Raw genomic sequence first — 21,861 nt, 5'->3', positions numbered from 1 at the left:
CCACTCCAGTGTCCGCAGCGTCGTATTACACGCCCCGCGGCGGCCTGCCCCCGCAGACCGATCTGCTGACCGACCGCGCCATCGTCACCGAGGCGTACACGGTCATCCCGCGCGGCGTCCTCTCCGACATCGTCACCTCGGTGTTCCCGGAGTGGACCGATACCCGCGCGTGGATTCTGAACCGGCCGGTCGCCGGGGGCGCGACCACCTACTTCCAGGCGATCGTCGAGGTCAAACCGGGCGGCGGGGCACAGCGACCCGAACCGCAACCCGAGGTGCAGAGCTTCTTGTTCGTCACCTCCGGCGCACTCACCGTGAACGCAGCGGGCCAGTCACAGGTGCTCGCCGCGGGCGGCTTCGCCTACCTGCCGGCAGGCACCGACTGGTCGGCCCACAACGACGGCGACGCCGACGCCACGTTCGTGTGGATCCGCAAACGCTACGAGGCCGTCGAGGGCCACACCGCCTCGGTCACGTTCGGCAACGAACAGGACATCGAACCGTCAGCCATGCCCGGGACCAACGGCACATGGCGCACGACCCGCATGCTCGACCCGCAGGACCTCGCGTACGACATGCACGTCAACATCGTCACGTTCGAGCCCGGTGCCACGATCCCGTTCGCCGAGACGCACGTGATGGAGCACGGCCTGCTGATGCTCGAAGGCAAGGCCGTCTATCACCTCAACGGAGACTGGGTGGAGGTTCAGGAGGGCGACTTCCTCGCGCTGCGCGCCTTCTGCCCGCAGGCGTGCTACGCGGGGGGCCCGTCGAACTTTCGTTACCTGCTGTACAAGGACGTCAACCGCCAGATCATGCTCTAACGGGATTCGCTTGGCCTACAAGCGAAACGGCCAGCCGGTGACCTTCTTCTCGCGTGGGGTCGCGTAGGTGCGCACCTTCGACGTGGACAGACCCATCCGTACCAGACCTTCGGCAATGGTGACCGCCGAGCGGACTCCGTCGACGATCGGCACGCCGGTCGCAGCCGACACCTTCTCTTCGAGTTCGGCCATGCCGCCACAGCCCAGGCAGATCACTTCGGCGTGATCGTCGTCGACCGCCTCGCGCGCTTGGCGCACGATCGCCTCGACCGCCCGGTCGGGATCGGATTCGAGTTCCAGTACACCGAGTCCCGAGGCCCGTACGGACGCGCACCGAGCGTCGAGGCCTGCGAGCTTGAGACGGTCTTCGATCAGCGGGACCGTGCGGTCGAGCGTGGTGACGACCGAGTACTTGTGCCCGAGATACATCGCCGTCGACGCCGCCGCTTCGGTGATGTCGACCACCGGGACCTCGAGCAACTCCTGGAGACCTTCGCGGCCGTGCTCTCCGTATCCGGCCTGGATCACCGCGTCGAACGGTTCGGGGTACGACGTGATCGCGTCCATGACAGCGATGGCCGCGAGATAGCTCTCGAAGTTGCCCTCGCACGAGTCCGCGCCGAAACGCGGTGTGATGCCGATGATCTCAGTTCCCGGCGATGCGACGCCGCGGGCCGACTCGGCGATCGCTTCGGTCATCGAGGCTGTCGTGTTGACGTTGGCTACGAGGATTCTCACGACAACCCCTACTAGTGGGTGCTCGCCACGGCGATGGGCTCACCCGAGACATCGTTGAACGGTCCGCGGCGGTCTGCGATCACGAGGTACACGATCGCACCGAGTCCTGCGCCGATGAACCAGGAGAACTCCGAGACGATCTTGAATGCCGGCACGAAGGCCATCAGCAGTGCCGCTACCGCCGTGATGACCAGCGAGATCACAGCACGCGTGCTGACGCCCCGGACGTAGTGGTATTCGCCGTTCGCATCGGTCGTGAACAGAGCCGGAACGTTGATCCTGGAACGCCGCACCAGCCAGTAGTCGGCCATGACGATGCCGAACAGCGGTCCGAGAACGGCACCGAGTCCACCGAGGAAGTAATTGATGACTGCCGGCGAGTTGTACAGGTTCCACGGCAGGATCACCAGTCCGATCACGGCCGAGATGAATGCTGCGCGGCGGAAGTTCAGCTGCTTCGGGAACAGGTTGTTCAACGCATAGATCGGGGCGACGAAGTTCGCCATCAGGTTCACGGCCACGGTCAGGATCAGCAGTGCGAGCGCCGCGAGCACCAACAGCAGGGTGTTCGGCACTTCCTGAACGATGTCGGCGGGTGCTTCGATGACACGCCCGTCGATCCGGAACTGAGCGCCAGCCAGTGTGATGACGATGGCACCGAACACCAGCATGTTGAGTGGGATGCCCCAGAAGTTACCCGTCACGATGGCACGCTTCGACGTGGCGTTCCGGGTGAAGTCACAGAAGTTGAGCACGAACGTGCCGTAGATGGCGACCCACAGGCTGGCGCCGCCGATGATCTGCAGCCACATATCGACGCCGGTCAGCGAGTCGGGCGTCGTCCAGGCGATGCTCCAGTCGGCATTGCTGAGCATCCAGATCGCGAGCGCGACCATCGTGAACAGAATGACCGGACCGGCGAACGCCTCGTATCTGCGGATCATCTCCATCCCGTAGCTGACGATGATCACCTGAATCACCCACAGCACGGCGAACGAGATCCAGCCCAGCGTCGACAACCCCAGGAAGCTGTTGGAGTCGAGACTCTCGGCCGACGGTGCGAGGGCGATGATCATGATGCGAAGCACCACTGAGGCCAGGTAGGTCTGAATACCGAACCAGGCGATCGCGATCGCGCCGCGGATGAGAGCGGGGATCTGCGCACCACGGGTGCCGAACGCGATGCGGCTCATCACCGGGAACGGGACACCCGTCTTCTCCCCCATGAACCCCGAGAGGTTGAGCAGCAGGAAGAGGAAGACCCCACCGAGTCCGAGCGTCAACAGGATCTGCCACCCACCGAGGCCGAGAGCGAACAGTCCGATGGCGAACGAATAGTTGCCCAGGCTGTGGACGTCGTTCGCCCACAGGGTGAAGATGTTGTAGGCACTCCACCGCCGACCTTCGCGCTTCGTGGGCGCGAGTTCGGGGTTGTACAACGACGGGCTCACGCCGGTGAACGGTGCTGGATCGTTACGACCGGAGTCGCCGATGAGCCCGGTGGACTCTGTGCTCATGGATACGCCTGTCACGGTCGGAGCGCCGACGCACAGCGCCGCCGCAAAATTCCACTGTGCGGAAGTAAACTTCCGATGGCGTCAAGTAAGTCGCATCCACACACCGCCTGTCAAGACTTTGCGGTGATTGACTGTGCCAGCGCTCACATCTACAGTTTTTTCAAAGAGTGGATTTCTAGTTCCACTATGAGGAATTTCCGCGCAGCAACGGAGTAGGGCCCATGATCGCCAACCCCCCCGAGCAGTCGAACCAGCCCGATTTCGACCTGGTGGTCCGCGGCCAACGCACGCTGACGACGGCCGGAATCGTCGCCCGCGAGATCGGCATCCGCGACGGACGCGTCGTCGCAATCGAGCCGCTGGGAAGCGGCCTCACCGGCACCGAGATCGTCGAGCTCACCGACGATCAGGTCATGATCCCCGGCCTGGTCGATACGCACGTGCACGTCAACGAGCCGGGCCGCACGGAATGGGAGGGGTTCGATTCCGCCACCCGCGCAGCGGCGGCGGGCGGCGTAACGACCCTGATCGACATGCCGCTCAACTCGATTCCCCCGACGGTCAACGTCGAAGCCCTCAACGTCAAGCGCGCGGCGGCACAGGGAAAGACCCACATCGACGTCGGCTTCTGGGGCGGCGCCGTACCTGGCAACACCGGTGATCTGCGCGGTCTGCACGACGATGGCGTATTCGGCTTCAAATGCTTCCTCCTGCACTCCGGCGTCGACGAGTTCCCGCACCTCGACGCCGATGAGATGGAGAAGGACATGGCCGTGCTGGCCGGCTTCGACTCCATGATGATCGTGCATGCCGAGGACTCACGCGCCATCGATCACGCCCCCACCGCCGAGGGCGACCGTTACAGCCGCTTCCTGGCGTCACGGCCGCGTGGCGCCGAGAACGTGGCGATCGCCGAGGTCATCGAGCGCGCTCGGTGGACCGGTGCTCGTGCGCACATCCTGCACCTGTCGTCATCGGACGCACTGCCGATGCTTGCGACTGCCAAGCGCGACGGCGTCAGGATTTCCGTCGAGACGTGCCCGCACTATCTGACACTGCTCGCCGAGGAGATCCCGAACGGCGCCACCGCATTCAAGTGCTGTCCGCCGATCCGCGAGGCCTCGAACCGAGAACTTCTGTGGCAGGGCCTGCTCGACGGCACGATCGACTGCATCGTGTCCGACCACTCACCGTCGACGGTCGACCTGAAGGACGTCGAGAACGGCGACTTCGGCGTGGCGTGGGGTGGCGTCGCCTCGCTGCAGCTCGGCCTGTCGTTGATCTGGACCGAGGCCAAGCGCCGGGGTATCGAGCTGACGCAGGTGCTCGAGTGGATGGCGGCTAAACCCGCTGCGCTCGCCGGATTGAACACCAAGGGCAAGATCGCGCTGGGCTACGACGCCGATTTCGCGATCTTCGAGCCCGAGTCCGCGCAGGTTGTCGACGTGCACAAGCTGCACCACAAGAACCCCATCAGCCCATACGATGGGCGTGCACTGGCCGGCGTCGTGACGAGTACCTGGTTGCGCGGCAAGAAGATCGATTTCACGACCCCGCACGGCCGGATGCTGCGCCGCGGCGGCGTGTAGCCAGCCGGTCTCGTCGCTCAGGCTCCACGTCGCGTTTCCCGTCGGCCTCTGCTGCAGGCGGTCGGACCCGATCTACACTCTCGCTGTGGACGTCAACGGAACCAGCGCGATTGTCACCGGCGGAGCATCGGGAATCGGCGCGGCGACCGCGCGACTACTGGCATCTCAGGGTGCTCGTGTCGTCGTCGCCGATCTGCAAGCCGAACGGGGTCAGGAACTCGCCCATGAGATCGGCGGCGCATTCGTCAGTGTCGATGTCACCGACACCTCTCAGATCGAGGACGCGGTGAATACCGCCGTCGATCTCGGTCCGCTGCGCGCGCTCGTCAATTCGGCCGGAATCGGTTGGGCGCAAAGGACAATCGGTAAGGACGGCGAGTTCGCGTCCGCCCACAACCTCGACGCGTACAAGAAGGTCCTCGCCATCAACCTGGTGGGCACCTTCGACTGCATTCGGCTCGCCGCGACCGCGATGAGCAGGCTCGACCTCACCGACTCCGGTGAACGCGGCGCGATCGTCAACATGACCAGCGTGGCGGCGTTCGACGGCCAGATCGGCCAAGCGGCCTACTCCTCCTCCAAGGGTGGTGTGGTCGGGCTGACCCTGCCGGTGGCGCGCGACCTCGCGGCTGTCGGAATCCGGGTGAACACCGTTGCCCCCGGCCTGATCGACACGCCGATCTACGGCGAAGGGCCGGATTCGGAAGCGTTCAAGGCCAAGCTCGGCGAATCGGTGCTGTACCCGCGGCGTCTCGGCAAGCCCGAGGAGCTCGCGTCGATGGTGGTGGAGCTCATCACCAACTCCTATATGAACGCCGAGGTCGTCCGCGTCGACGGCGGAATTCGGATGCCGCCCAAGTAGCCGCGGGCACCGGCCCGTAGCTCGCGGCCGACGCCCCCGTCGTCGCGAGCCCCTCTACCAACGCAAAGCGCGCCCCTCGATGAGGGGCGCGCTTCGTGGTACTCCGCGTCAGGACTTCTGTGCCGCCTTCTGGCGCGACTCCTGAGTCTTGGCCTCGGCGCGAGCCTTCTCGGCCTCGGCTTCCTTCTTGGCGACGTCCTTCTCGGCCTCGGCCTTGTCCTGCTGGGCCTTGCCTTGCTCCTGGAGACGGTCGTTGCCGATCAGGATGCCGATGACCTGCTTGGCCACGCCGACACTGCCGTCGACGAGGGCACGCAGGGCTGCGATCGGGCCACTGTTGCTGTCTGCCATGGTCAATCCTTCCGTTGCGCGCACCGCGAACTGCTTGCCTGGCCCCTCGGCGGTGCTGCATGTGCGGTCTCGGGCCTTGCTGAAACTGTTCCCACCAGCGCTAGCAATTGCACGCAGTTGTTAGCAGCGTCTCATTTTGTTTCGCGCGTGCGGCAGGGCGAATCCGGGCTGCCGCACCCGTCCGTAGCGTCGCACGAAGTTTGCGGTCATCGGCGAAACACATGGAGAGGCGGGCCCCAGGTTGTTGCTCAGCCCGGCACGGCCCCCGCTGAAACCGACCGCACCGGACTTTGGTAGCGACCTTTCTTCTGCCGACCGACAGCGGTGGCGGCTACCGCCTGAGGTCGACATTTCTGACCCTCACGCGGGCTAAGGTGATCGAACCATCCGGAACGGCCGAAGGCGACAGATGAGTTCACCTCCATGGGACCCGCGGCAACCCCCGAGTCGGCCCGCGGGCCGGCAGCACCCCCAGCAGCCCCCGCAGGCACCGCCGGGCTGGCAGCAGCCCACCCACGGGGCCGGCCCCCCGTGGCCGGGAACCCCTCGGCCGCCGGGTCCACCGCCGCCTCCCCCGTACGGGCATCCGGCGTGGTCCCCCTACCCAGGGCCCGGCATGCCGCAGCCCGGGAAGCCGAAACGGTCGACGACGCTGTGGGTTGTGATCACCGGAGCCGTGATCGCGGTGATCATTCTGTGCGCCGTCGTGCTCATGCCGATCCTCGGTCCGCGCGACGAACAGTCCTACGAAGCGGGGCGCTCGGCCGCCGGTTCCGCCAGCACGATGATCAAGTTCGGTGGCGCTGATCCCGAGGATTACTGCGACGGCCAGTTCACGCTCAGTACGCCCATCGGCGAGAAGAACAAGTACAACCGTCGGGACTTCATGGACGGCTGCCTCGACGCCATCGCCGAGGACATGGGGCGATGACGCTGGATTCCCGGTGATCCGGTGAAATTCGTCGACACCGACACGCTTCGTATCGGCTACGAGGAAGACGGTACCGCCGACGGCTGGCCGGTGGTCCTGTGTCACGGATTCCCCTACGACGTACGGGCTTTCGACGATGTCGCCCCGCGCCTGGCCAGTCGCGGCGCCCGCGTGATCCGGCCGTGGGCCCGGGGTTTCGGGCCCACGCGTTTCCTGTCTTCCAGCGCGCTGCGTTCCGGCGAGCAGGCCGCACTGGCCGACGATCTGCGTCAACTCATTGAAGCCTTGCAACTCGACCGACCGGTGATAGCCGGCTACGACTGGGGCGGGCTGGCGTGCTGTGGGGTGGCCGCGGTGTGGCCACAGATGATCTCAGGGTTGGTCTCGATGGCAGGTTACGACGTGATCGATGACCGCCAGCGACACGGCTTTCCACCGTCGATGGAACACGTCGTCTGGTACCAGCACCTGTTCCAGACATCCCGGGGTTACGAAACCCTCAGCGCACACCGCCGCGATCTGTGCGAGATGCTGTGGCGACAGTGGTCCCCCACCTGGAACTTCGACGCGACCACTTTCGCGGCGACGGCACAATCCTTCGACAACGCCGACTTCGTCGACGTGGTCGTCCACGCCTACCGGCACAATTTCGGTACCGCCGAAGGGGATTCACGATTAGCGGCAATCCGGGAAGCCTTGGCGGCAAGGCCCCGGATCGCGGTGCCGACCGTCACCCTCGACGGATCGCGCGACCCCCTCAAACCGGGCGGCACCGCCTCCGACGCGCCGATGTTCACCGGCCGTCACGAACACCGCGTCGTCGACGTCGGACACAATCTCCCACAGGAGAGCGCCGCCGACTTCGCCGACGCAATACTCACAGTCGCGGCGTGGATCCGGGACTGACGGACGCCGGCTACATGGCCGGTGTCGTCGGTTGCAGCACCGCCTCGGCCACGGCTTCCGCGCGTAGGTGTTCGAAACTCTGATAATCGGGGTCGTTGACCATGTCGACAAAATGTCGGCGGCTCGGGTAACGCACCAGCACCACCATGTCCCAATCGCCCTCCCGCGGCGACACCAACGAATCGTGACCGGCTCCCCCGTAGACGACCGTCACGCCGTAACGCTCGCTGACCCCGGACGCGGAGAAGTGTTCGAAGTACTCCTGGTATCTCGCAGCGCCACCGGGCGCGAAGCGTACGAGGTTGAGCATCACCACGGGCTCGTCGGCGCCCTGAGCCAGAAAATCCTGCAGCATCGACCTGTCCAACAGTGACATGCGTGTCTCCTCACATAGTTGCTATACAACACACAACATAATGTGAGGTACTGACAACCAGGCTTGGAGAAAGGGGCAGGTATGTCAGACGGGCATCCGAAGCTGCCGGACGAGGCCCGGCGGCCGGCCCAGGCACAACGACGTACCCAGGCACAACGACGTACCCAGGCGCAACGACGTGCCGAGACGAGAGAGCGGGTGCTGGAGGCGGCCACGGCGCTGGTGGCCCGCCACGGATCCCGCGCGGCGTCTCTGGCGGCGGTCGGCGAGGCCGCCGGGTACAGCCGAGGCATCGTCAACCATCACTTCGGGAGCAAAACGCGACTCCTGGAGGCTCTCATTCGGCACACCCAGCAATTCGACGTGCCCACCGGCGCAGCCAACGGATTGGCGCGCCTCACGCAGTTCGTCGAGACCTACCTGGGGGGTCTGCACGACCGGATGCCACGGTCGGAGGCGTTCCTCAAACTGTGGTGCGAGTCTGCTGCCGCCGAACCCACGCTCGCCCCGCTGTTCGCCGAGCGCGACGCCGCGTTTCGGGACCTTCTCGCCCACTACATCCGGGATGGTCAGGCAGACGGCTCAGTCCGGGCGGGCGTGGAGCCGGACATGGTGGCGTTGACCATCATCGGAGCGCTACGGGGCACGGCGATGTTGGCGATCTCCACGGCGCGGGACATCGCCATCGCCGACGTGTCGAGGGAGACGGCGAAGTTCGTGGAGCGCAGCCTGGCGCCCTGAGGACGCCCGACAGATATGCTCCTGCGATGGACGCGAATCTGGTCACCGTCCGCACCCTGGGATCCGTGGCCATCCCCGTCGGCCATCGTGTGGAGGTTCGTATTCTGCTGCGCGACAAGCGCAGAGGCGATCCAGAGCCGAGACCGGACGAACCGCTGATCATCGACCTCGACACCGGCGTGATGTTCGGCACCGACTGGCATTTCCGAAGACTCGACGGCTACCGGTCCGGAACGATCCAGGACCTCCCTGCCGCGCCCGACCCGAGCCTGGGCGTGCACGCCGTGGTGGTCGGACGGGTAGCCGCGACGACGGTGGCCACCGTAGGGTCCGGTGACAGCGTCTTTCAACAGACGACGCTGCTCCTCGCGCCCATCCCGTCGGATACCGGCAGTTGACCCGTCACGCGGCTGCTTGCGCCGCCGGCCCCTTCGCGCGCACGGCGTTGCGGACATCCTGCAGGTCGAGCATCGTGACCCCTGTCGTGATCTCGGCCCGGAATCGGGCTATGCGGAAAGGTCGAACAACCTGACAGCGTTGTCGTGCAGCACCTTTCGACACCATTGCGGACCGAGCCCGAGTCTGGTGATCGCCTCCACGGCATGGTGGTACGGGTAGGGGATGTTCGGGAAGTCGCTGCCGAAGAGCACCTTGTCCTGCAATGCGAGCAGGTCGCTGTGCGCCGAATGCGGGAACGGTGCGCTCTCTTCGGTGAAGTCGGTGAACACCATGGTCGTGTCGAGGTACACGCCGGGATAGGCATGTGCCAGGTCGAGGAACTCCCGGTACTCCGGCAAACCCATGTGAGCGACGATCAGTTTCAGGTGAGGGTGCCGCCGCAGGACTTCGGCGACCGGGCCTGGGCCGGTGAAACGTCCGGGGGCCGGGCCGGAACCGGCGTGGATCACCGTCGGGATCTCCTGCTGCTCCAACTGTTCCCAGACGCCGTGCAGCAGAGGGTCGGCGGGCGAGTATTCGCCCACCTGGATGTGCGCCTTGAACACTCGCGCACCCTCGGCGATCGCACGGCGTACATCGTCAGAGGCGCTCGGTTCCGGGTAGAACGTCGCGGTGTGCAGGCAGTCCGGGGTGTCGCCGGCGAACTGGGTCGCCCACGCGTTCAGCCATGCGGCCATACCGGGTTTGTGCGGATAGACCAGCGAGGTGAACGCGCGCACGCCCAATTCGCGGAGGACGCCGACCCGGGCCCGCTCGTCGAGCCGGTATTCGATGGGCCACTCACGGCCCGTGAGCGGCCCGACCGCGTCGAAGTACGCCCACACCTTGTCCATCACGCGTTGGGGCATGAAGTGGGTGTGCAAGTCGACGATCGAGGTCAGGTCGAGGGCGCCGAGCACCTGGGACATACCGGTGAATTGCGCCGAATCGGCCATCTGGCAACTCCTTTCGCGCTCAACCCCGGAGAGTTTCGGGCAGCGGTCGCCCTCTGCCGCACCTGACGGTAGGCTATAACGATCGTCATAGCAAAGAGCAGCGACATGGGCAGCGGATCAACCGGACGCGAACGCATGGTCGCCGGCGCCGCCGACATGATCAGTCGCCGCGGCCTGAGCGCGACCAGCGTCCGCGAACTGGCCAAGCACGCCGAGGCTCCCCTCGGCTCCACCTACCACTATTTCCCCGGCGGCAAGTACGACCTTGCGACCGAGGCGGTGCGCTGGGCCGACGACCTCACCATGGACGTCTTGACCGAAGAACTCACCGCCGGCCCGGAGGCAGGACTGGCGGCGTTCCTGTCGATGTGGCGCAAAGTGGTTCTGGACAGTGACTTCCACGCCGGATGCCCCGTGCTGGCGGTGTCGGTGGAAGATCTGCCCGAGGAACATCCGGCGCCGAGGCTGGCCGCCGCCGCGGCCTTCGAACGGTGGACGACCGTCCTCGCCGACTCGCTCGTCGACGCCGGCGCAGACTGCGAAGCCGCCGTGCAGATAGCCACCCTCGTCGTCGCGGCCGTGGAGGGCACCGTCGCCATCTGCCGCGCCCAGCGCAGCATTGCGCCTCTCGACCACGTCGCCGCCCAGTTGGGTCGGCTCATCGCCACCGCTCTACCCGCATCCCGGTGACCCGCCCCTGCGTTCACCCCTGGCCGTGCGGCCAACGCTCCGTGATCAGGTCGGTCATCGCGGTGACCCAGGCGTCGTCGAGCGCCGCGTCGTTGCGAATAAGGAGGCGGAAGATCGCGCTGCCGGCAACGACCTCGGCCAGCATCGGGAGCTCGTCTCCCCCACGACGTTCCTGCCCGATACGTGTCTCGAACTCCGCCAGATTGCCGGCCAGTCGCGCGATCATCATGGCGTGCAGATCAGGATCGGCAACCGTATCGGCGATCAGGCCGGGTAGTGCGACGCGCACTTCGGGTCTGTCGAACATCGCCCGAGTCGTCTCGACAAGGGCTCTGATGTTCTGACGGACATCGTCGGACCCGGGCGGTACGGTCACCGTCGCATCCGACAGGACCGCTTCGTGAACCAGGTGGACCTTGCTCGACCACCGGCGGTAGATGGCTGCCGTCGTCGTCCCGGCGCGGGCGGCGATCGCCGACAGCGACAGCGCGGAGTATCCCGTCTGGAGGATCAAATCCCGGGTGGCGGCGATGATCGCGGCATCGATCCTGCCGTCACGTGGCCGCCCGGGCGCCGGGCGCTCCGACGCCTTGCCTTCTCCGGACCGATCTGCTGTCATGTTGCTAGTGTAATTTCGATACAGCGCGCATCGTATTTAATGGAGACTTCGTGAACCTCAGCCCTCTCGACGAGTACCCGATCCACCAGGTACCCGCGCCCGTCGGCACACCTGGAACCTCGGACCGCAACTTCTACGATCGGTCCTACTTCAACGTGCTGGACCGCGACGGCCGCTTCATGGCGCTCACGGGTATCGGCTACTACCCGCGCCTCGGCGTCAAGGATGCCTACTTCCTCGTGCGGCGGGGCGACACCCAGTCCGCGGTGCACTTCAGCGATGCGCTCGACGACGACCGACTCCATCAGAACGTCAACGGCTATCGGCTCGACGTCGTCGAACCCCTCCAAGAGCTCCACCTGACGGTCGAACCCACCGAGGGCATCGCCGCGGACCTGACCTGGCGCGGCGTGTTCCCCGCGGCGCTGGAGCGTCCACACGAGATGCTCACCGAGCGGCGGGTCACGCTGCAGGCCTGTCGTTTCGCCCAGGTCGGCTCGTGGGAGGGCTGGATCGACATCGACGGCGACCGGTTGGAGGTCGATCACACGACCAGCGTGGCGAGCCGCGACCGGTCCTGGGGCATCCGGCCCGTCGGCGAGGCGGAGCCTGCTGGTCGGCCCGACTCGGCCTTCCAGGGAATGTGGTGGCTGTATCTTCCGCTGGCATTCGAGGACTACCAGTTGTTCCTGATCCTGCAGGAGGATCCGGACGGCCACCGCAGCCTCTACGACTGCACACGGCGATGGCGTGACGGCAGGGTCGAACAGCTCGACGGAGTCCGCGCGACGATCCACTACACCTCCGGTACGCGGATCCCCCACGGCGCCCGCGTCGAGTTCATGAACCGGGCGGGTGATCGGATCCGGCTCGACGTCGAATCGAAGTTGTTCGCGCCCATCGCCTTCGGCTCCGGTTATGGCGGTGACTCCACCTGGGCGCACGGCACCTGGAAGGACGGCGCCTTCTCTGAACGGGTCGACTTCGACCTGACCGACCCGGCCGTGATGGCGCGCGCCCCGTTCAGCCTCATCGACCATGTCGCACACGCGGTGTGCACCGAGCCCGACGGCACTGCCCGCCGGGGTGCGGGGCTGTTCGAGCACGCCGTGATCGGCCCGCACCACCCGTCGGGCTTCTCCGACTGGACCGACGTCGCGAAGTAGGAAGCAGATGAAAGTCATGACGGCCCTCTACGGGCCCACCGACGCGGTCGAACGGGCGGCGCTGCTGCGCGAGGCGGGGGCCTCCGGCGTGTTCACATTCGAGGGCCCCTTCGACGTCTTCACCCCGCTGGTGCTGGCATCGACGGTGAAGGGCCTCGACCTGATGTCCAACGTCGCGATCGCGTTCCCGCGCAACCCGATTCAACTCGCCCATCAGGCCAACGACCTGCAACTGCTCGCCGAAGGGAGCTTCATCCTCGGTCTGGGCACCCAGGTGCGCGCCCAGGTCGAGAAACGATACGGCACCGCGTTCGACAAACCCGTCGCCCGGATGAAGGAGCTCGTAGGTGCGCTGCGGGCCATCTTCGCCGCGTGGAACGACGGCGAACGGCTCGATTTCCGCGGAGAGTTCTTCCGCCACACCCTGATGACCCCGACCTTCAATCCGGGTCCGAACCCGTTCGGTCCTCCGCCGATCTACCTCGGTGCGCTCGGCCCGCGCCTCACCCGGGCCACCGCGGAGGTCGCCGACGGCCTGCTGGTCATGCCGTTCGGATCGAAGCGGTTCCTGCACGAGGCGACCATGCCCGCGGTGCGCGAGGGTCTCAGTGCCGCAGGGCGCGGCGAGGACGATTTCGCGGTGATCCCCGAGATCATCGTGTCGGTGGGCGAGGACCACACGTCGACACGCATGTTGCTGGCCTTCTACGGCTCCACTCCCGCCTACCGTCCGGTGCTCGACGCCCACGGCTGGGGCGATCTGCAGCCGGAACTGAATGCGATGTCCAAGCAGGGTCGCTGGCGGGAGATGGCCACCCTGATCGACGACGAGGTCCTGCACACGATCGCCGCGTGCGGCACCCCGGCCGAGATCGCCGACCACATCCGCGACCGTGTCGACGGGGTGTCCGACCGCATCTGCCTGTACCAGCCAGGTCCGATCCCGATCGATGCCCTGGCCGAGATCGTGGATGCACTGAGCTGACGACATGACCCCCACCGCAATCGAATTCGACGACGTCACCGACGACCGCTTCGGCGGGAAGGCCGCCGGTCTGGCCACCCTCCGCCGCCTGGGCCTCGATGTGCCCGTCGGCTTCGTCATCGCCGACGCGTCCGCAGACGGCGCCCTGGACGACGCCGTCGACAGATTCCGCCGGATGGCCGCCGCCGGCACCACGCCTGTCGCCGTCCGGTCCTCGGCCGTCGGCGAGGACGGAGCCGACCACTCCTTCGCCGGCCAGTACGACACCGTGCTCGGCGTCGACTCCGTCGAGAGTTTCACCGCGGCGGTGCGCACCTGCGCCGAATCGGTGACGTCCCAACGCGCCTCGTCCTACAGCGGGCACGTCACCGCGACCATGCACGTCGTCGTCCAGCAGATGGTCGACGCGCGTGCAGCCGGTGTTGTCTTCACCGCCGACCCCGCAACCGCGCGCCGCGATCTCATGGTCATCGATGCCGTCGCCGGTCTCGGCGAAGCGCTGGTGGACGGCTCCGCGTCCCCGGACCACGTCGTGCTCAACGCCGACGGCAGCACCGCGGTACACGAGGTCGGTCCCGTCCCGGTCCTCACACCTGAGGACATCGCGGCCATCCGGTCCGGTGCGCTACGCGCCGAACGCCATTGGGGTAGGCCCCTGGACCTGGAATGGGCGATCGACCGATCCGGCACGCTCTGGTGGTTGCAGGCGCGGCCCATCACCACCCTGCCCGGCGATCTCAACGACATGGACTCCCCCGTCGCCGGCGACAACCACGTGTACACCCGCTGCAACATCGGCGAGATGATGCCCGGCGCGTTCTGCCCTCTGACGGCCTCGGTGTCGGGATACGCCATCGACTATGCGATGCAGATGACCCAGGTGGTGGCCCGAGCCCAGCCACGCTACGAGAAACCCTGGCTGCAGGTCGGTTACTTCTACGGACACATGTTCCTGAACCTGACCGAAGGGACGGCGCTGAGTTCAGGCATCCTCGGCAACTCCCGGGAGCAGTTCTCCATGTCGATCTGTGGGCGGGTGGTCGACGAACTGGAGGCCGCGCCGCCACAACCGTTCCGGCGCAAGCTCGTCAACACCATTCGGCTCACCTCGCATGCGCTCTCCGCGGGTCCGGCCATCCGTCGACTGGGCGACCAGATCGCCGGGTTCGCCGTTCCGGCGAGCCAGGATCCGCGCGCTGTCCTGCGGCAGCTGGAATCAGGTGTCGAGCTCTACTGCGACGTGACGCTGACCCACGTGCGGTCGTCCTCCCGCGCGGCGGTGGCGGCCAATGTCCTGGAGAGCACGCTGGTCCGCCAGGCCGTCAAGAACGGCCGCACCGCCGAAGAGGGCCAGGCCGAGGCGATGCGGCTGATGGCCGGGGCCAGCGACGTCGAAAGTGCCGAGATGGTGGGTGAACTGAGCTCGGTGGCCCATACCGTCGCCGCCGACGCCGAGGCGGCGCAGCGGTTCCTGGCCGCTGACCCGAAAACCGCGGTCGACGAGCTGCGGGCGGCGGATAATGCCGGCGGAGTCGCGTTGCGCCGCTTCCTGACTCAGCACGGTCACCGCGGCTACCGGGAGCTGTGCATGCGGGATCCGTCGTGGGCCGACGACCCTGCGGGCCTCGGAACGATGATGCAGGTGATGGTCGGCGCGGCACTCGATCCGGTCGACCGGGGTCCGGATCAGCGCCGACCCGACGTCTCGGCATCACCTGCGATCAGATACCTCGCGCGGCTCGCCCAGGGCGGCGCCCGCGGGCGCGAGGAGACCAAGTCGAAAATGGCGCTGATGGCCCATTCCCTCAAACGTGGCTATCGGCACCTCGGAGAGGTGCTGGCGCGGTCAGGTCGACTTCCCGACGCCGACCTCGTGTTCTTCTTCGATCGCGACGAGCTCCCCAGGGTCGTCGGAGACGACGACATCTCCGACCTGGTGCACCGAGCCGTCCGGCGTCGCGAGGCGCTGCCCTTTCAGGATTCACTGGAGTTCGACGACGTCTCGGTGGGACGGCCGCGGCCGATCGTGGCGGCAGCGCCCGGTACTTTCACCGACGAGCACATCGTCGGCCGTCCGGCCAGCCGCGGGATCGTCGAAGGCACGGTGCGCGTAGCGAAGTCGATCCAGGATGCGCGAGAAGTGCAGCGCGGCGAGATCCTGGTCGCGCCGGTCACCGACGTCGGCTGGACGCCGTATTTCACGGTGATCGGCGCGCTGGTGACCGACATCGGCAGTTCGGTGTCCCACGGTGCGGTCATCGCCCGCGAGTACGGGCTACCCTGCGTCGTCAACACCCTGGTGGGAACCCAGGCGCTCACTACAGGTGACCGCGTGCGGGTCGACGGTGACCGAGGTGTGGTCACCAGGCTCGGCCGGTCCTGAGCTCCGGGGCGGTCTACCGCGCCGCAGGACTGTCGTCAGGTGTGAACGTCGTGGCCCGCACCAGCGGTCCGATGACGGCGTCGAAGGCTCTCGGCAGAAGGTGGTAGGCCGCGATCGCCGGCAGATTGAACCACCCGATCTGACGTTCGGTGGACTTCTTTCGATCCGAGGCCCGCACAATAACTTTCGCGATCGTGGCCGCCGTGTCCGCCGTCGGCGGCACCCGGGGCGTCTGCCCCAGGTAGTTCTCCGCCGTGCCGTACACCGGCGTGTCCACCGGGCCCGGATAGACACCGTGCACCCGCACGCCCGGCAGGTTCCGATTCTCCTGACGCAGCGAGCGAACCAGGCCGCAGAGCGCGAATTTGCTTGCCACATAGGCTGACTGGTAGGGAACGGCGACGGCGCCGAGCAGGGAACCGACAAGGATCAGATGCCCGGTGCCGCGCTGCTGATAGTGGGTCAGCGCGCCACGTGCCACGTTCGCCGAACCGAGGAGGTTCGTGCGGATGATCGCCTCGAAGACGTCTGCCGGGACGTCTTCGAACCGGCCGAAGGCGGTGATCGCCGCGGACTGCACGGTCACGTCCACCCGCCCGAACGTCGTGACCGCGACGTCGAACAACTTCTGGACGTCGTCGCATTCGGCGATGTCGGTGGCTTGGACCAGGACATCGGCCGCGCCGGCGCCCGAACATTCCTCCGCCACCTCGCGCAGCGAGTCCTCCGACCGCGACGCAAGCACCAGGCGGGCGCGACGTCGTGCGTACTGCAGTGCCACTTCCCGCCCTATGCCGCTCGATGCGCCCGTGATCACCACGACCTGGCCGGTGTCGCCTGCCCTCTGCGTCGTCATGTGGGGCCCCTTCCTTCGGTGCGGCGGCGCTCCGCGATACCGAGTGCGCCGAGAACTGTGGTGGCCACCGCAGCCGGGCGGCCGCCGCGCACGCTGGCCAGGACGGCCGCGGCCACGGCCGGCGGTGCGGCGAGCGCCACGGGGTCGCGGCGCCGCTGGCGCACCCGCGCCAGCGCCGCCGGGATGCCCGACAAAAGGTTCATGGCGATGAGCGCCGCGTGCAGGGGCCCGGGCCGGCCGGGGTTCGCCGCGCGGGCGATGGCGGTGGCACACCAGAGCAGGAGGGTCGCGTCATGCAGTCTTTGCACGGAGCGCGGCGCCGCCGCCTCCTGCCCGTTCTGCCCCATCGCCGCGCTGCCGCCCACGGCGCCGTCGGCGAGCCCGTCGATCAGTTCGCGGGCCGCGTGGGTGGACGGCCAGGTCGGGCTCCAGCCCAGTTCCCGGCGCGCCTTGGCGGTGTCCATCAGGGGTGAGCGCGTCGCCACGTCGTACCAGCCCGGCGTCACCGCGACGACACCCAGACGGTGCAGTGCGACGACCGCGCGCCTCATCATCGTGGGGTCCACGGCCACGGGACGTGCCCCGACCAGGCCGGCCAACCGGTTGCGATCCATGACGTCGGACGCGATGTTGAACGAGCCCTGTGCGCGGCGTTGCATCAACAGCACCACGGCGTCACCGACGTCGTCGGCGTGGACGAACTGCAGCGACAGATCGTTCGGCAGCGGAAGGACCGGCAGCGCACGGCGCTGCAGGAGTTTCAGGGCGGCTCTCGGGACGAACGGCCCGAGGTACAGCGACCGGATCTCCGCCGCCGCGTCACGCTGCACCACGACGGTCGGCCGGAATCTGCCCACGACCATGCCCGGCCGGGCCGCCTCGACGTCGTCGAGCATCGACTCGACCGCGACCTTGTGCCTGCTGTAGGTGGACGACTCCTGACCCGTGGTCGGCCAGTCCTCGGTCACCGGCCTGCCCGGACCCGGTGCGTAGATGCCGAGACTCGACGCGTAGACCAGGTGCTGCACGCCGGCGTCCGCCATGGCGTCCAAAAGCGCCCGGGTGCCAAGCACATTGGCCCGGTAGAGATAGTCCTCGTCGTCCACGGGCAGGATTGCCAGTGCCAGGTGGATGACGACGTCGGCGTCGCGCAGCGCCGGACCCAACTGTGCCGCGGCATCGGCAGACGAGAGGTCCACCGAGTGCCAGCGGACACCTTCGTAGATGCCGGTTCTCTCGGGCGGTCTCCGGCACACCCCGACCACCTCGGCGTCGGGTTCGTGTCGCGCCAGGGCCCTGAGCACCCCGGCGCCGACATTGCCCGACGCACCGGTGACGACGATCCGGCGGCGCTGTTCAGACATGACTCGACCGGTATCGGGCCGGGGCGTCGCCGACGGCTCGCAGTGTCATGGGCTCCTCCGAATCGGGGCGGGTGCACGAAGAGTTCGGAGAACGGATACACGGCCGGAGCCGTCCGAAACCCCCTGGCCCGCGGCGAAATTCTGACGATTCGACGGCCCGACGTCACCAACGCCGCTGTTTGCCCGCTGGTCCGCCGGGTACCTGCGGCGAAACCACTCAGTTCAGGAGAAGACATGGCTCGCGCAACCCTCGTACACCAGATGCACGACCTCGGCCTGGCGGCCTGGTTCGGAGGAACCCTCGCCAACGCCGTCACGCTCAACCCGGCCGCATCGTCTGCGGGCGGAGCACAGAACGTCGGTGCGGTCGCGAACGCCGGATGGGACCGTTGGACGCCGGTCAACGCCGCGGCGATCGGCGTGCATCTCGTCGGCGCCGCCGGGCTCGTCAAACACGACCTCGGCCGCATGAAGGCGCAGAGCGGCGTACCGACGATGGCCCTGGTGAAGACCGGCCTCACCCTGGTGGCTCTCGGGGTCACCGGATACAGCCGGATGCTCGGCAGCAAGGTCTCCCAGCACCATGCCGTGCCCGCGGAGGACGGCACGACGCCCGCGGCATCGACCCCGCCGGACGTCGCGGCGGCACAGAAGCAGCTCAAGGCGCTGCAGTGGATCGTTCCGGCGACCACCGGCGCTCTGGTCGCCATCGGCGCCTACGCCAGTGAGCAGTACCGGCCTGAGGAGGTCGCGCGCGGTGCGCTGCAGCGCATCCTGGGCTGAACCAGCCTCGGAAATGCCTGTTCACTTGCAGTACAGTGAGGCCGTGGTGACGAAAACCGGACCGGGGCAGCCGGCTGCTCGCTCGACGAACACGTGCGGCGCCGTCCGCGCCGGGCGATTTCTTGCTCCGGTGCTCGTGGCGTCGGCGGCCCTGGCGGCATTCGCGCCCACCGCCGCAGCTGACGAAGCCGCCTATCTCGGTTCGCTTCAGGAGCAGTTACGGTTCCTCAGCGCCGACGAGCTCCTGAGCCTGGGCTATGACGCGTGCTCGATCATCGGCCAGGGACAGCCGGGCTCCGTCGCGGCCGATATGCTGGCCGACAAGCGCGGGGTGGGTGTCAACACCGCCGCCACGATCGTGCTGACGGCCACCGTGAACCTGGACTGCTGAGCGGTCTGCGAACGAGCATTCACTTCGTCGGCACGGCGCCGCGCGCCACGCCGATGGGTGTCGGCCGCCCGTACAGATTGCCCTGCGCGAAGCGGCAACCGGCGGCCTGAACCATGGTCGCCTGGGCGTCCGTCTCGATTCCTTCGGCGACGACCGTCAACCCCAGGTCGTCGCACAGGTTCATCACCGACCGGTAGAGCGCCCTCTCACGCTCCGGTTGGGCTCCACCCACCAGGCTGCGGTCGAGCTTGACGATCTGTATCGGCAGCGAGTGCAGGTAGGTCAGCGAGTTGTGGCCCGAGCCGAAATCGTCGAGGGCGAACCGCACTCCGAGTGCGCTGAGCCCGCCGATGTGGGTGGCGGCGTCGTCCAGATCGACGATCGGCACGGTTTCGGTGATCTCAAGGACGAGCCGTGTCGGTTCGATCCCGTAACGTTGCAGGGTCTCGCGCACCGTCTCGTCGAAGCCCGTGTTCCCGAGCCTTGCGGCACCGACGTTGACGTGGATGTCGATGCTGCCGTCGACCGAGGCGACTTCGCGGCAGGCCGTGTCGAGGACGAGCGCGTCCAGCGTCGCGCCCAGTCCGGCAGCTTCGGCAGCGTTGACGAACGTCTCCGGTGATACCTGCATCCCGTTGGGCGCCGTCCACCGCGACAGTGCTTCGAACGCCACCGGTCGACCGTCAGCGAGTCCGACGACGCACTGGTAGAGCAGTCGAAACCCGTCGGGTGCAGCACCTTTGGCGGCGCGCAGCGCAGCTGGAAAGTCCACGCGGGCGCCGGTCGACGGTCGATAGACCACCGTCGTGTCCTTGCCCTGCTGCTTTCCGGCGAACATCGAGATGTCCGCCTGCCGCAACAGATCGTCGGCGGTCTGCAGAAGCCCGGGCGCACCCGGCCCGACGACGCCGATGCTGGCGCGCACCCGCACCGAGGACCCGTGGACTGCGAACGGCCCGCGCAGGGCGACGCGCAGACGATCGGCGACGGCCGCGAGCTGGTCGCCCTCGCGGGTCAGCACCGCGAACTCGTCTCCGCCGATGCGTGCCAGCGTGTCCCCTTCTGCGAGGCACGTTTTCAACCGGCCCCCGACGGCGCGCAGCACTTCGTCTCCGGCTGCATGGCCGTAGCGGTCGTTGACGTCCTTGAAGTCGTCCAGATCGATCAGGATCAGCACGGCCTCCCCCGCCTGCGTGGCTTCTTCGAGCAACTGGGAGAACAGGATCCGATTGGGCAACCCGGTCAGCGTGTCGTGGCGCAGCGCCCAGTACAGGCGCTGGGTGAGCTGCGACTGCGCGCGCATGGCCACCACCTGCCGCAGGGCGACGAGCGCTACCAGAACGACAGCCGCGCAGACGGCGACCAGGCTGAGCGGACGGCCGGTGAACACATGGAACGCGAACAGCACCGCCAGCCCGAGGAATCCGACATAGGGCAGGACCAGCTGTACCCAGTCGGTGCGTCCGTCGTGGCGGTCCCGGTGCGCCTGCCGCGGGGTTTCCGACGTATCCAGCATCGCGTTGGCGATCATCAGCAGACCCACGATGAATCCGACGTTGGCCCACGCGACACCGGCCTCTGCACCGATGAACCGGAGATAGACGGCGACCCGGTACGACGCGGCCATGGCCACGACACCGCCGGCGAACAACAGATAGTTGTAGCGGAACGGCCTGTCCATGTCGTAGACGATCGCGATCACCACGGCGGTGCCCACGACGGCCAGCTCGCCGGTGAACAAGACCAGGGTGACGACCGCACCGGCATGGCTCAGAGACGAGGCCGTCAGCTGATGGACGAAATCGCCCATGGCCGCAAGGATCAGGAACGACAAGCCGGCGACCAATCCGTCCAGCACATTCGTCAGGGCAGGTTGCCGCCACCGCCGGCTGGCCGCCGAACCGCTGCAACGCCACAGCAGGACAAGGGCCACCAGCGTCAGCGTCGGGCACAACACGAAGGCCAGGGTCGCCACGACGTCGGCCCACCGGTTGTCACCGCCGAGAGTGTTCGTCAGCCGCAGGACTTCGGCGATCAGATAGGACGCCAACGACGCGACGTAGGCCAGGCGCCACCAACGGGACAGTCCGTCCACCCGGCCCGCAGCGATCAGGCCGCCGACGAGCGTGCCGACCGCAGTGCCCACCCGCAGGATCGTCTCGCCTTGCGCGGCCGCGCTGTGACCCCACGGGGCCAACGCGTTCATGATCGCCCACAGGATCACCAGACTCGACAGGACGAGACGCGATCGACGACGACTCATCGGCACCGGCCCCCTCCCAGCGACGGCCATCGATGGCATCTGCGATCCGCGTCGAACCGCCAGGATTTTTGCAGATCCGCCTCACCTGCACGGGCATTATTGTCTTTTACGTCAATCCCACGCGCGGTTGAC

22 protein-coding genes are annotated in these 21,861 nt (G+C 67.2%); 13 read left to right on the top strand and 9 right to left on the bottom strand.

Annotated elements, in window-relative coordinates:
- Positions 1-8 precede the first annotated feature (8 nt).
- The gene (locus tag FHR72_RS22655; RefSeq protein WP_183472510.1) at positions 9-824 is read left to right on the top strand and encodes a bifunctional allantoicase/(S)-ureidoglycine aminohydrolase; all 816 of its coding nucleotides are present in this window, start codon (positions 9-11) and stop codon (positions 822-824) included.
- A gap of 15 nt (positions 825-839) precedes the next feature.
- Here FHR72_RS22655 and FHR72_RS22650 read toward each other — a convergent pair whose 3' ends face one another.
- Together FHR72_RS22650 and FHR72_RS22645 are read right to left on the bottom strand one after the other, a co-directional pair.
- Positions 840-1,562 carry an aspartate/glutamate racemase family protein gene (locus FHR72_RS22650; protein WP_183472465.1) on the bottom strand — a complete coding sequence of 241 codons (723 nt, stop codon included), beginning with the start codon at positions 1,560-1,562 and terminating at the stop codon, positions 840-842.
- A gap of 11 nt (positions 1,563-1,573) precedes the next feature.
- A complete protein-coding gene (locus FHR72_RS22645; protein ID WP_183472462.1) occupies positions 1,574-3,079 on the bottom strand; it encodes an NCS1 family nucleobase:cation symporter-1 in 1,506 nt (501 codons plus the stop codon).
- 221 nt (positions 3,080-3,300) lie between these two features.
- On the opposite strand from FHR72_RS22645, the gene allB reads away from it, so the two are divergent.
- Positions 3,301-4,668 (top strand): allantoinase AllB, encoded by a 1,368-nt coding sequence (gene allB / locus FHR72_RS22640; RefSeq protein ID WP_183472460.1) that lies wholly within the window; start codon positions 3,301-3,303, stop codon positions 4,666-4,668.
- A gap of 85 nt (positions 4,669-4,753) precedes the next feature.
- Entirely contained in the window at positions 4,754-5,530 is a 777-nt protein-coding gene (locus tag FHR72_RS22635; protein ID WP_183472458.1) for an SDR family NAD(P)-dependent oxidoreductase, read from the top strand.
- A gap of 108 nt (positions 5,531-5,638) precedes the next feature.
- Here FHR72_RS22635 and mbp1 read toward each other — a convergent pair whose 3' ends face one another.
- A complete protein-coding gene (gene mbp1 / locus FHR72_RS22630) occupies positions 5,639-5,881 on the bottom strand; it encodes a microaggregate-binding protein 1 (RefSeq protein WP_183472456.1) in 243 nt (80 codons plus the stop codon).
- Positions 5,882-6,497: 616 nt separating this feature from the next.
- Between mbp1 and FHR72_RS22625 the strand changes: the two genes are divergently transcribed.
- Both FHR72_RS22625 and FHR72_RS22620 read left to right on the top strand, forming a co-directional pair.
- The gene (locus FHR72_RS22625) at positions 6,498-6,812 is read left to right on the top strand and encodes a hypothetical protein (RefSeq protein WP_183472454.1); all 315 of its coding nucleotides are present in this window, start codon (positions 6,498-6,500) and stop codon (positions 6,810-6,812) included.
- Positions 6,813-6,833: 21 nt separating this feature from the next.
- Positions 6,834-7,718, top strand: a complete 885-nt coding sequence (locus tag FHR72_RS22620; protein ID WP_183472452.1) for an alpha/beta fold hydrolase — start codon at positions 6,834-6,836, stop codon at positions 7,716-7,718.
- 10 nt (positions 7,719-7,728) lie between these two features.
- On the opposite strand, the gene FHR72_RS22615 is transcribed toward FHR72_RS22620, so the two are convergent.
- Positions 7,729-8,094 (bottom strand): DUF1330 domain-containing protein, encoded by a 366-nt coding sequence (locus tag FHR72_RS22615; protein WP_183472450.1) that lies wholly within the window; start codon positions 8,092-8,094, stop codon positions 7,729-7,731.
- Between the two features lie 81 nt (positions 8,095-8,175).
- Between FHR72_RS22615 and FHR72_RS22610 the strand changes: the two genes are divergently transcribed.
- On the top strand, positions 8,176-8,835 hold the full coding sequence (locus tag FHR72_RS22610; protein WP_183472447.1) for a TetR/AcrR family transcriptional regulator: 660 nt from the start codon (positions 8,176-8,178) through the stop codon (positions 8,833-8,835).
- Between the two features lie 26 nt (positions 8,836-8,861).
- On the top strand, positions 8,862-9,233 hold the full coding sequence (locus tag FHR72_RS22605) for a hypothetical protein (RefSeq protein ID WP_183472444.1): 372 nt from the start codon (positions 8,862-8,864) through the stop codon (positions 9,231-9,233).
- A gap of 108 nt (positions 9,234-9,341) precedes the next feature.
- On the opposite strand, the gene FHR72_RS22600 is transcribed toward FHR72_RS22605, so the two are convergent.
- On the bottom strand, positions 9,342-10,229 hold the full coding sequence (locus FHR72_RS22600; protein ID WP_396888496.1) for an amidohydrolase family protein: 888 nt from the start codon (positions 10,227-10,229) through the stop codon (positions 9,342-9,344).
- A 105-nt stretch (positions 10,230-10,334) separates the two neighbouring features.
- On the opposite strand from FHR72_RS22600, the gene FHR72_RS22595 reads away from it, so the two are divergent.
- A complete protein-coding gene (locus tag FHR72_RS22595) occupies positions 10,335-10,919 on the top strand; it encodes a TetR/AcrR family transcriptional regulator (protein WP_183472441.1) in 585 nt (194 codons plus the stop codon).
- Positions 10,920-10,932: 13 nt separating this feature from the next.
- Here the strand turns inward: FHR72_RS22595 and FHR72_RS22590 are convergent, their stop codons facing one another.
- Positions 10,933-11,538, bottom strand: coding sequence for a TetR-like C-terminal domain-containing protein (locus FHR72_RS22590; RefSeq protein WP_183472438.1), 606 nt, complete (start codon positions 11,536-11,538; stop codon positions 10,933-10,935).
- Positions 11,539-11,588: 50 nt separating this feature from the next.
- On the opposite strand from FHR72_RS22590, the gene FHR72_RS22585 reads away from it, so the two are divergent.
- The 3 genes from FHR72_RS22585 to FHR72_RS22575 are packed head-to-tail and all read left to right on the top strand — an operon-like array spanning position 11,589 to position 16,072.
- Positions 11,589-12,704, top strand: a complete 1,116-nt coding sequence (locus tag FHR72_RS22585; protein ID WP_183472435.1) for an Rv3169 family protein — start codon at positions 11,589-11,591, stop codon at positions 12,702-12,704.
- A 7-nt stretch (positions 12,705-12,711) separates the two neighbouring features.
- On the top strand, positions 12,712-13,689 hold the full coding sequence (locus tag FHR72_RS22580) for a TIGR03617 family F420-dependent LLM class oxidoreductase (RefSeq protein WP_183472432.1): 978 nt from the start codon (positions 12,712-12,714) through the stop codon (positions 13,687-13,689).
- Between the two features lie 4 nt (positions 13,690-13,693).
- Positions 13,694-16,072 (top strand): PEP/pyruvate-binding domain-containing protein, encoded by a 2,379-nt coding sequence (locus FHR72_RS22575; RefSeq protein ID WP_183472429.1) that lies wholly within the window; start codon positions 13,694-13,696, stop codon positions 16,070-16,072.
- A 13-nt stretch (positions 16,073-16,085) separates the two neighbouring features.
- On the opposite strand, the gene FHR72_RS22570 is transcribed toward FHR72_RS22575, so the two are convergent.
- Positions 16,086-16,928, bottom strand: coding sequence for an SDR family NAD(P)-dependent oxidoreductase (locus FHR72_RS22570; protein WP_183472426.1), 843 nt, complete (start codon positions 16,926-16,928; stop codon positions 16,086-16,088).
- On the bottom strand, positions 16,925-18,292 hold the full coding sequence (locus FHR72_RS22565) for an NAD-dependent epimerase/dehydratase family protein (RefSeq protein ID WP_183472423.1): 1,368 nt from the start codon (positions 18,290-18,292) through the stop codon (positions 16,925-16,927). Before FHR72_RS22565 ends, FHR72_RS22570 begins: the two co-directional genes overlap by 4 nt.
- A gap of 234 nt (positions 18,293-18,526) precedes the next feature.
- On the opposite strand from FHR72_RS22565, the gene FHR72_RS22560 reads away from it, so the two are divergent.
- Both FHR72_RS22560 and FHR72_RS22555 read left to right on the top strand, forming a co-directional pair.
- On the top strand, positions 18,527-19,075 hold the full coding sequence (locus tag FHR72_RS22560; protein ID WP_183472421.1) for a hypothetical protein: 549 nt from the start codon (positions 18,527-18,529) through the stop codon (positions 19,073-19,075).
- A gap of 43 nt (positions 19,076-19,118) precedes the next feature.
- Complete coding sequence (locus tag FHR72_RS22555; RefSeq protein ID WP_183472418.1) at positions 19,119-19,466, top strand: DUF732 domain-containing protein; 348 nt, start codon at positions 19,119-19,121, stop codon at positions 19,464-19,466.
- 19 nt (positions 19,467-19,485) lie between these two features.
- On the opposite strand, the gene FHR72_RS22550 is transcribed toward FHR72_RS22555, so the two are convergent.
- The gene (locus tag FHR72_RS22550; RefSeq protein ID WP_183472415.1) at positions 19,486-21,729 is read right to left on the bottom strand and encodes a putative bifunctional diguanylate cyclase/phosphodiesterase; all 2,244 of its coding nucleotides are present in this window, start codon (positions 21,727-21,729) and stop codon (positions 19,486-19,488) included.
- Positions 21,730-21,861 lie beyond the last annotated feature (132 nt).

The organism is Mycolicibacterium iranicum, assembly GCF_014190915.1.
Lineage (GTDB): Bacteria > Actinomycetota > Actinomycetes > Mycobacteriales > Mycobacteriaceae > Mycobacterium > Mycobacterium iranicum_B.
This window is presented reverse-complemented; position numbering and strand designations above follow the sequence as displayed.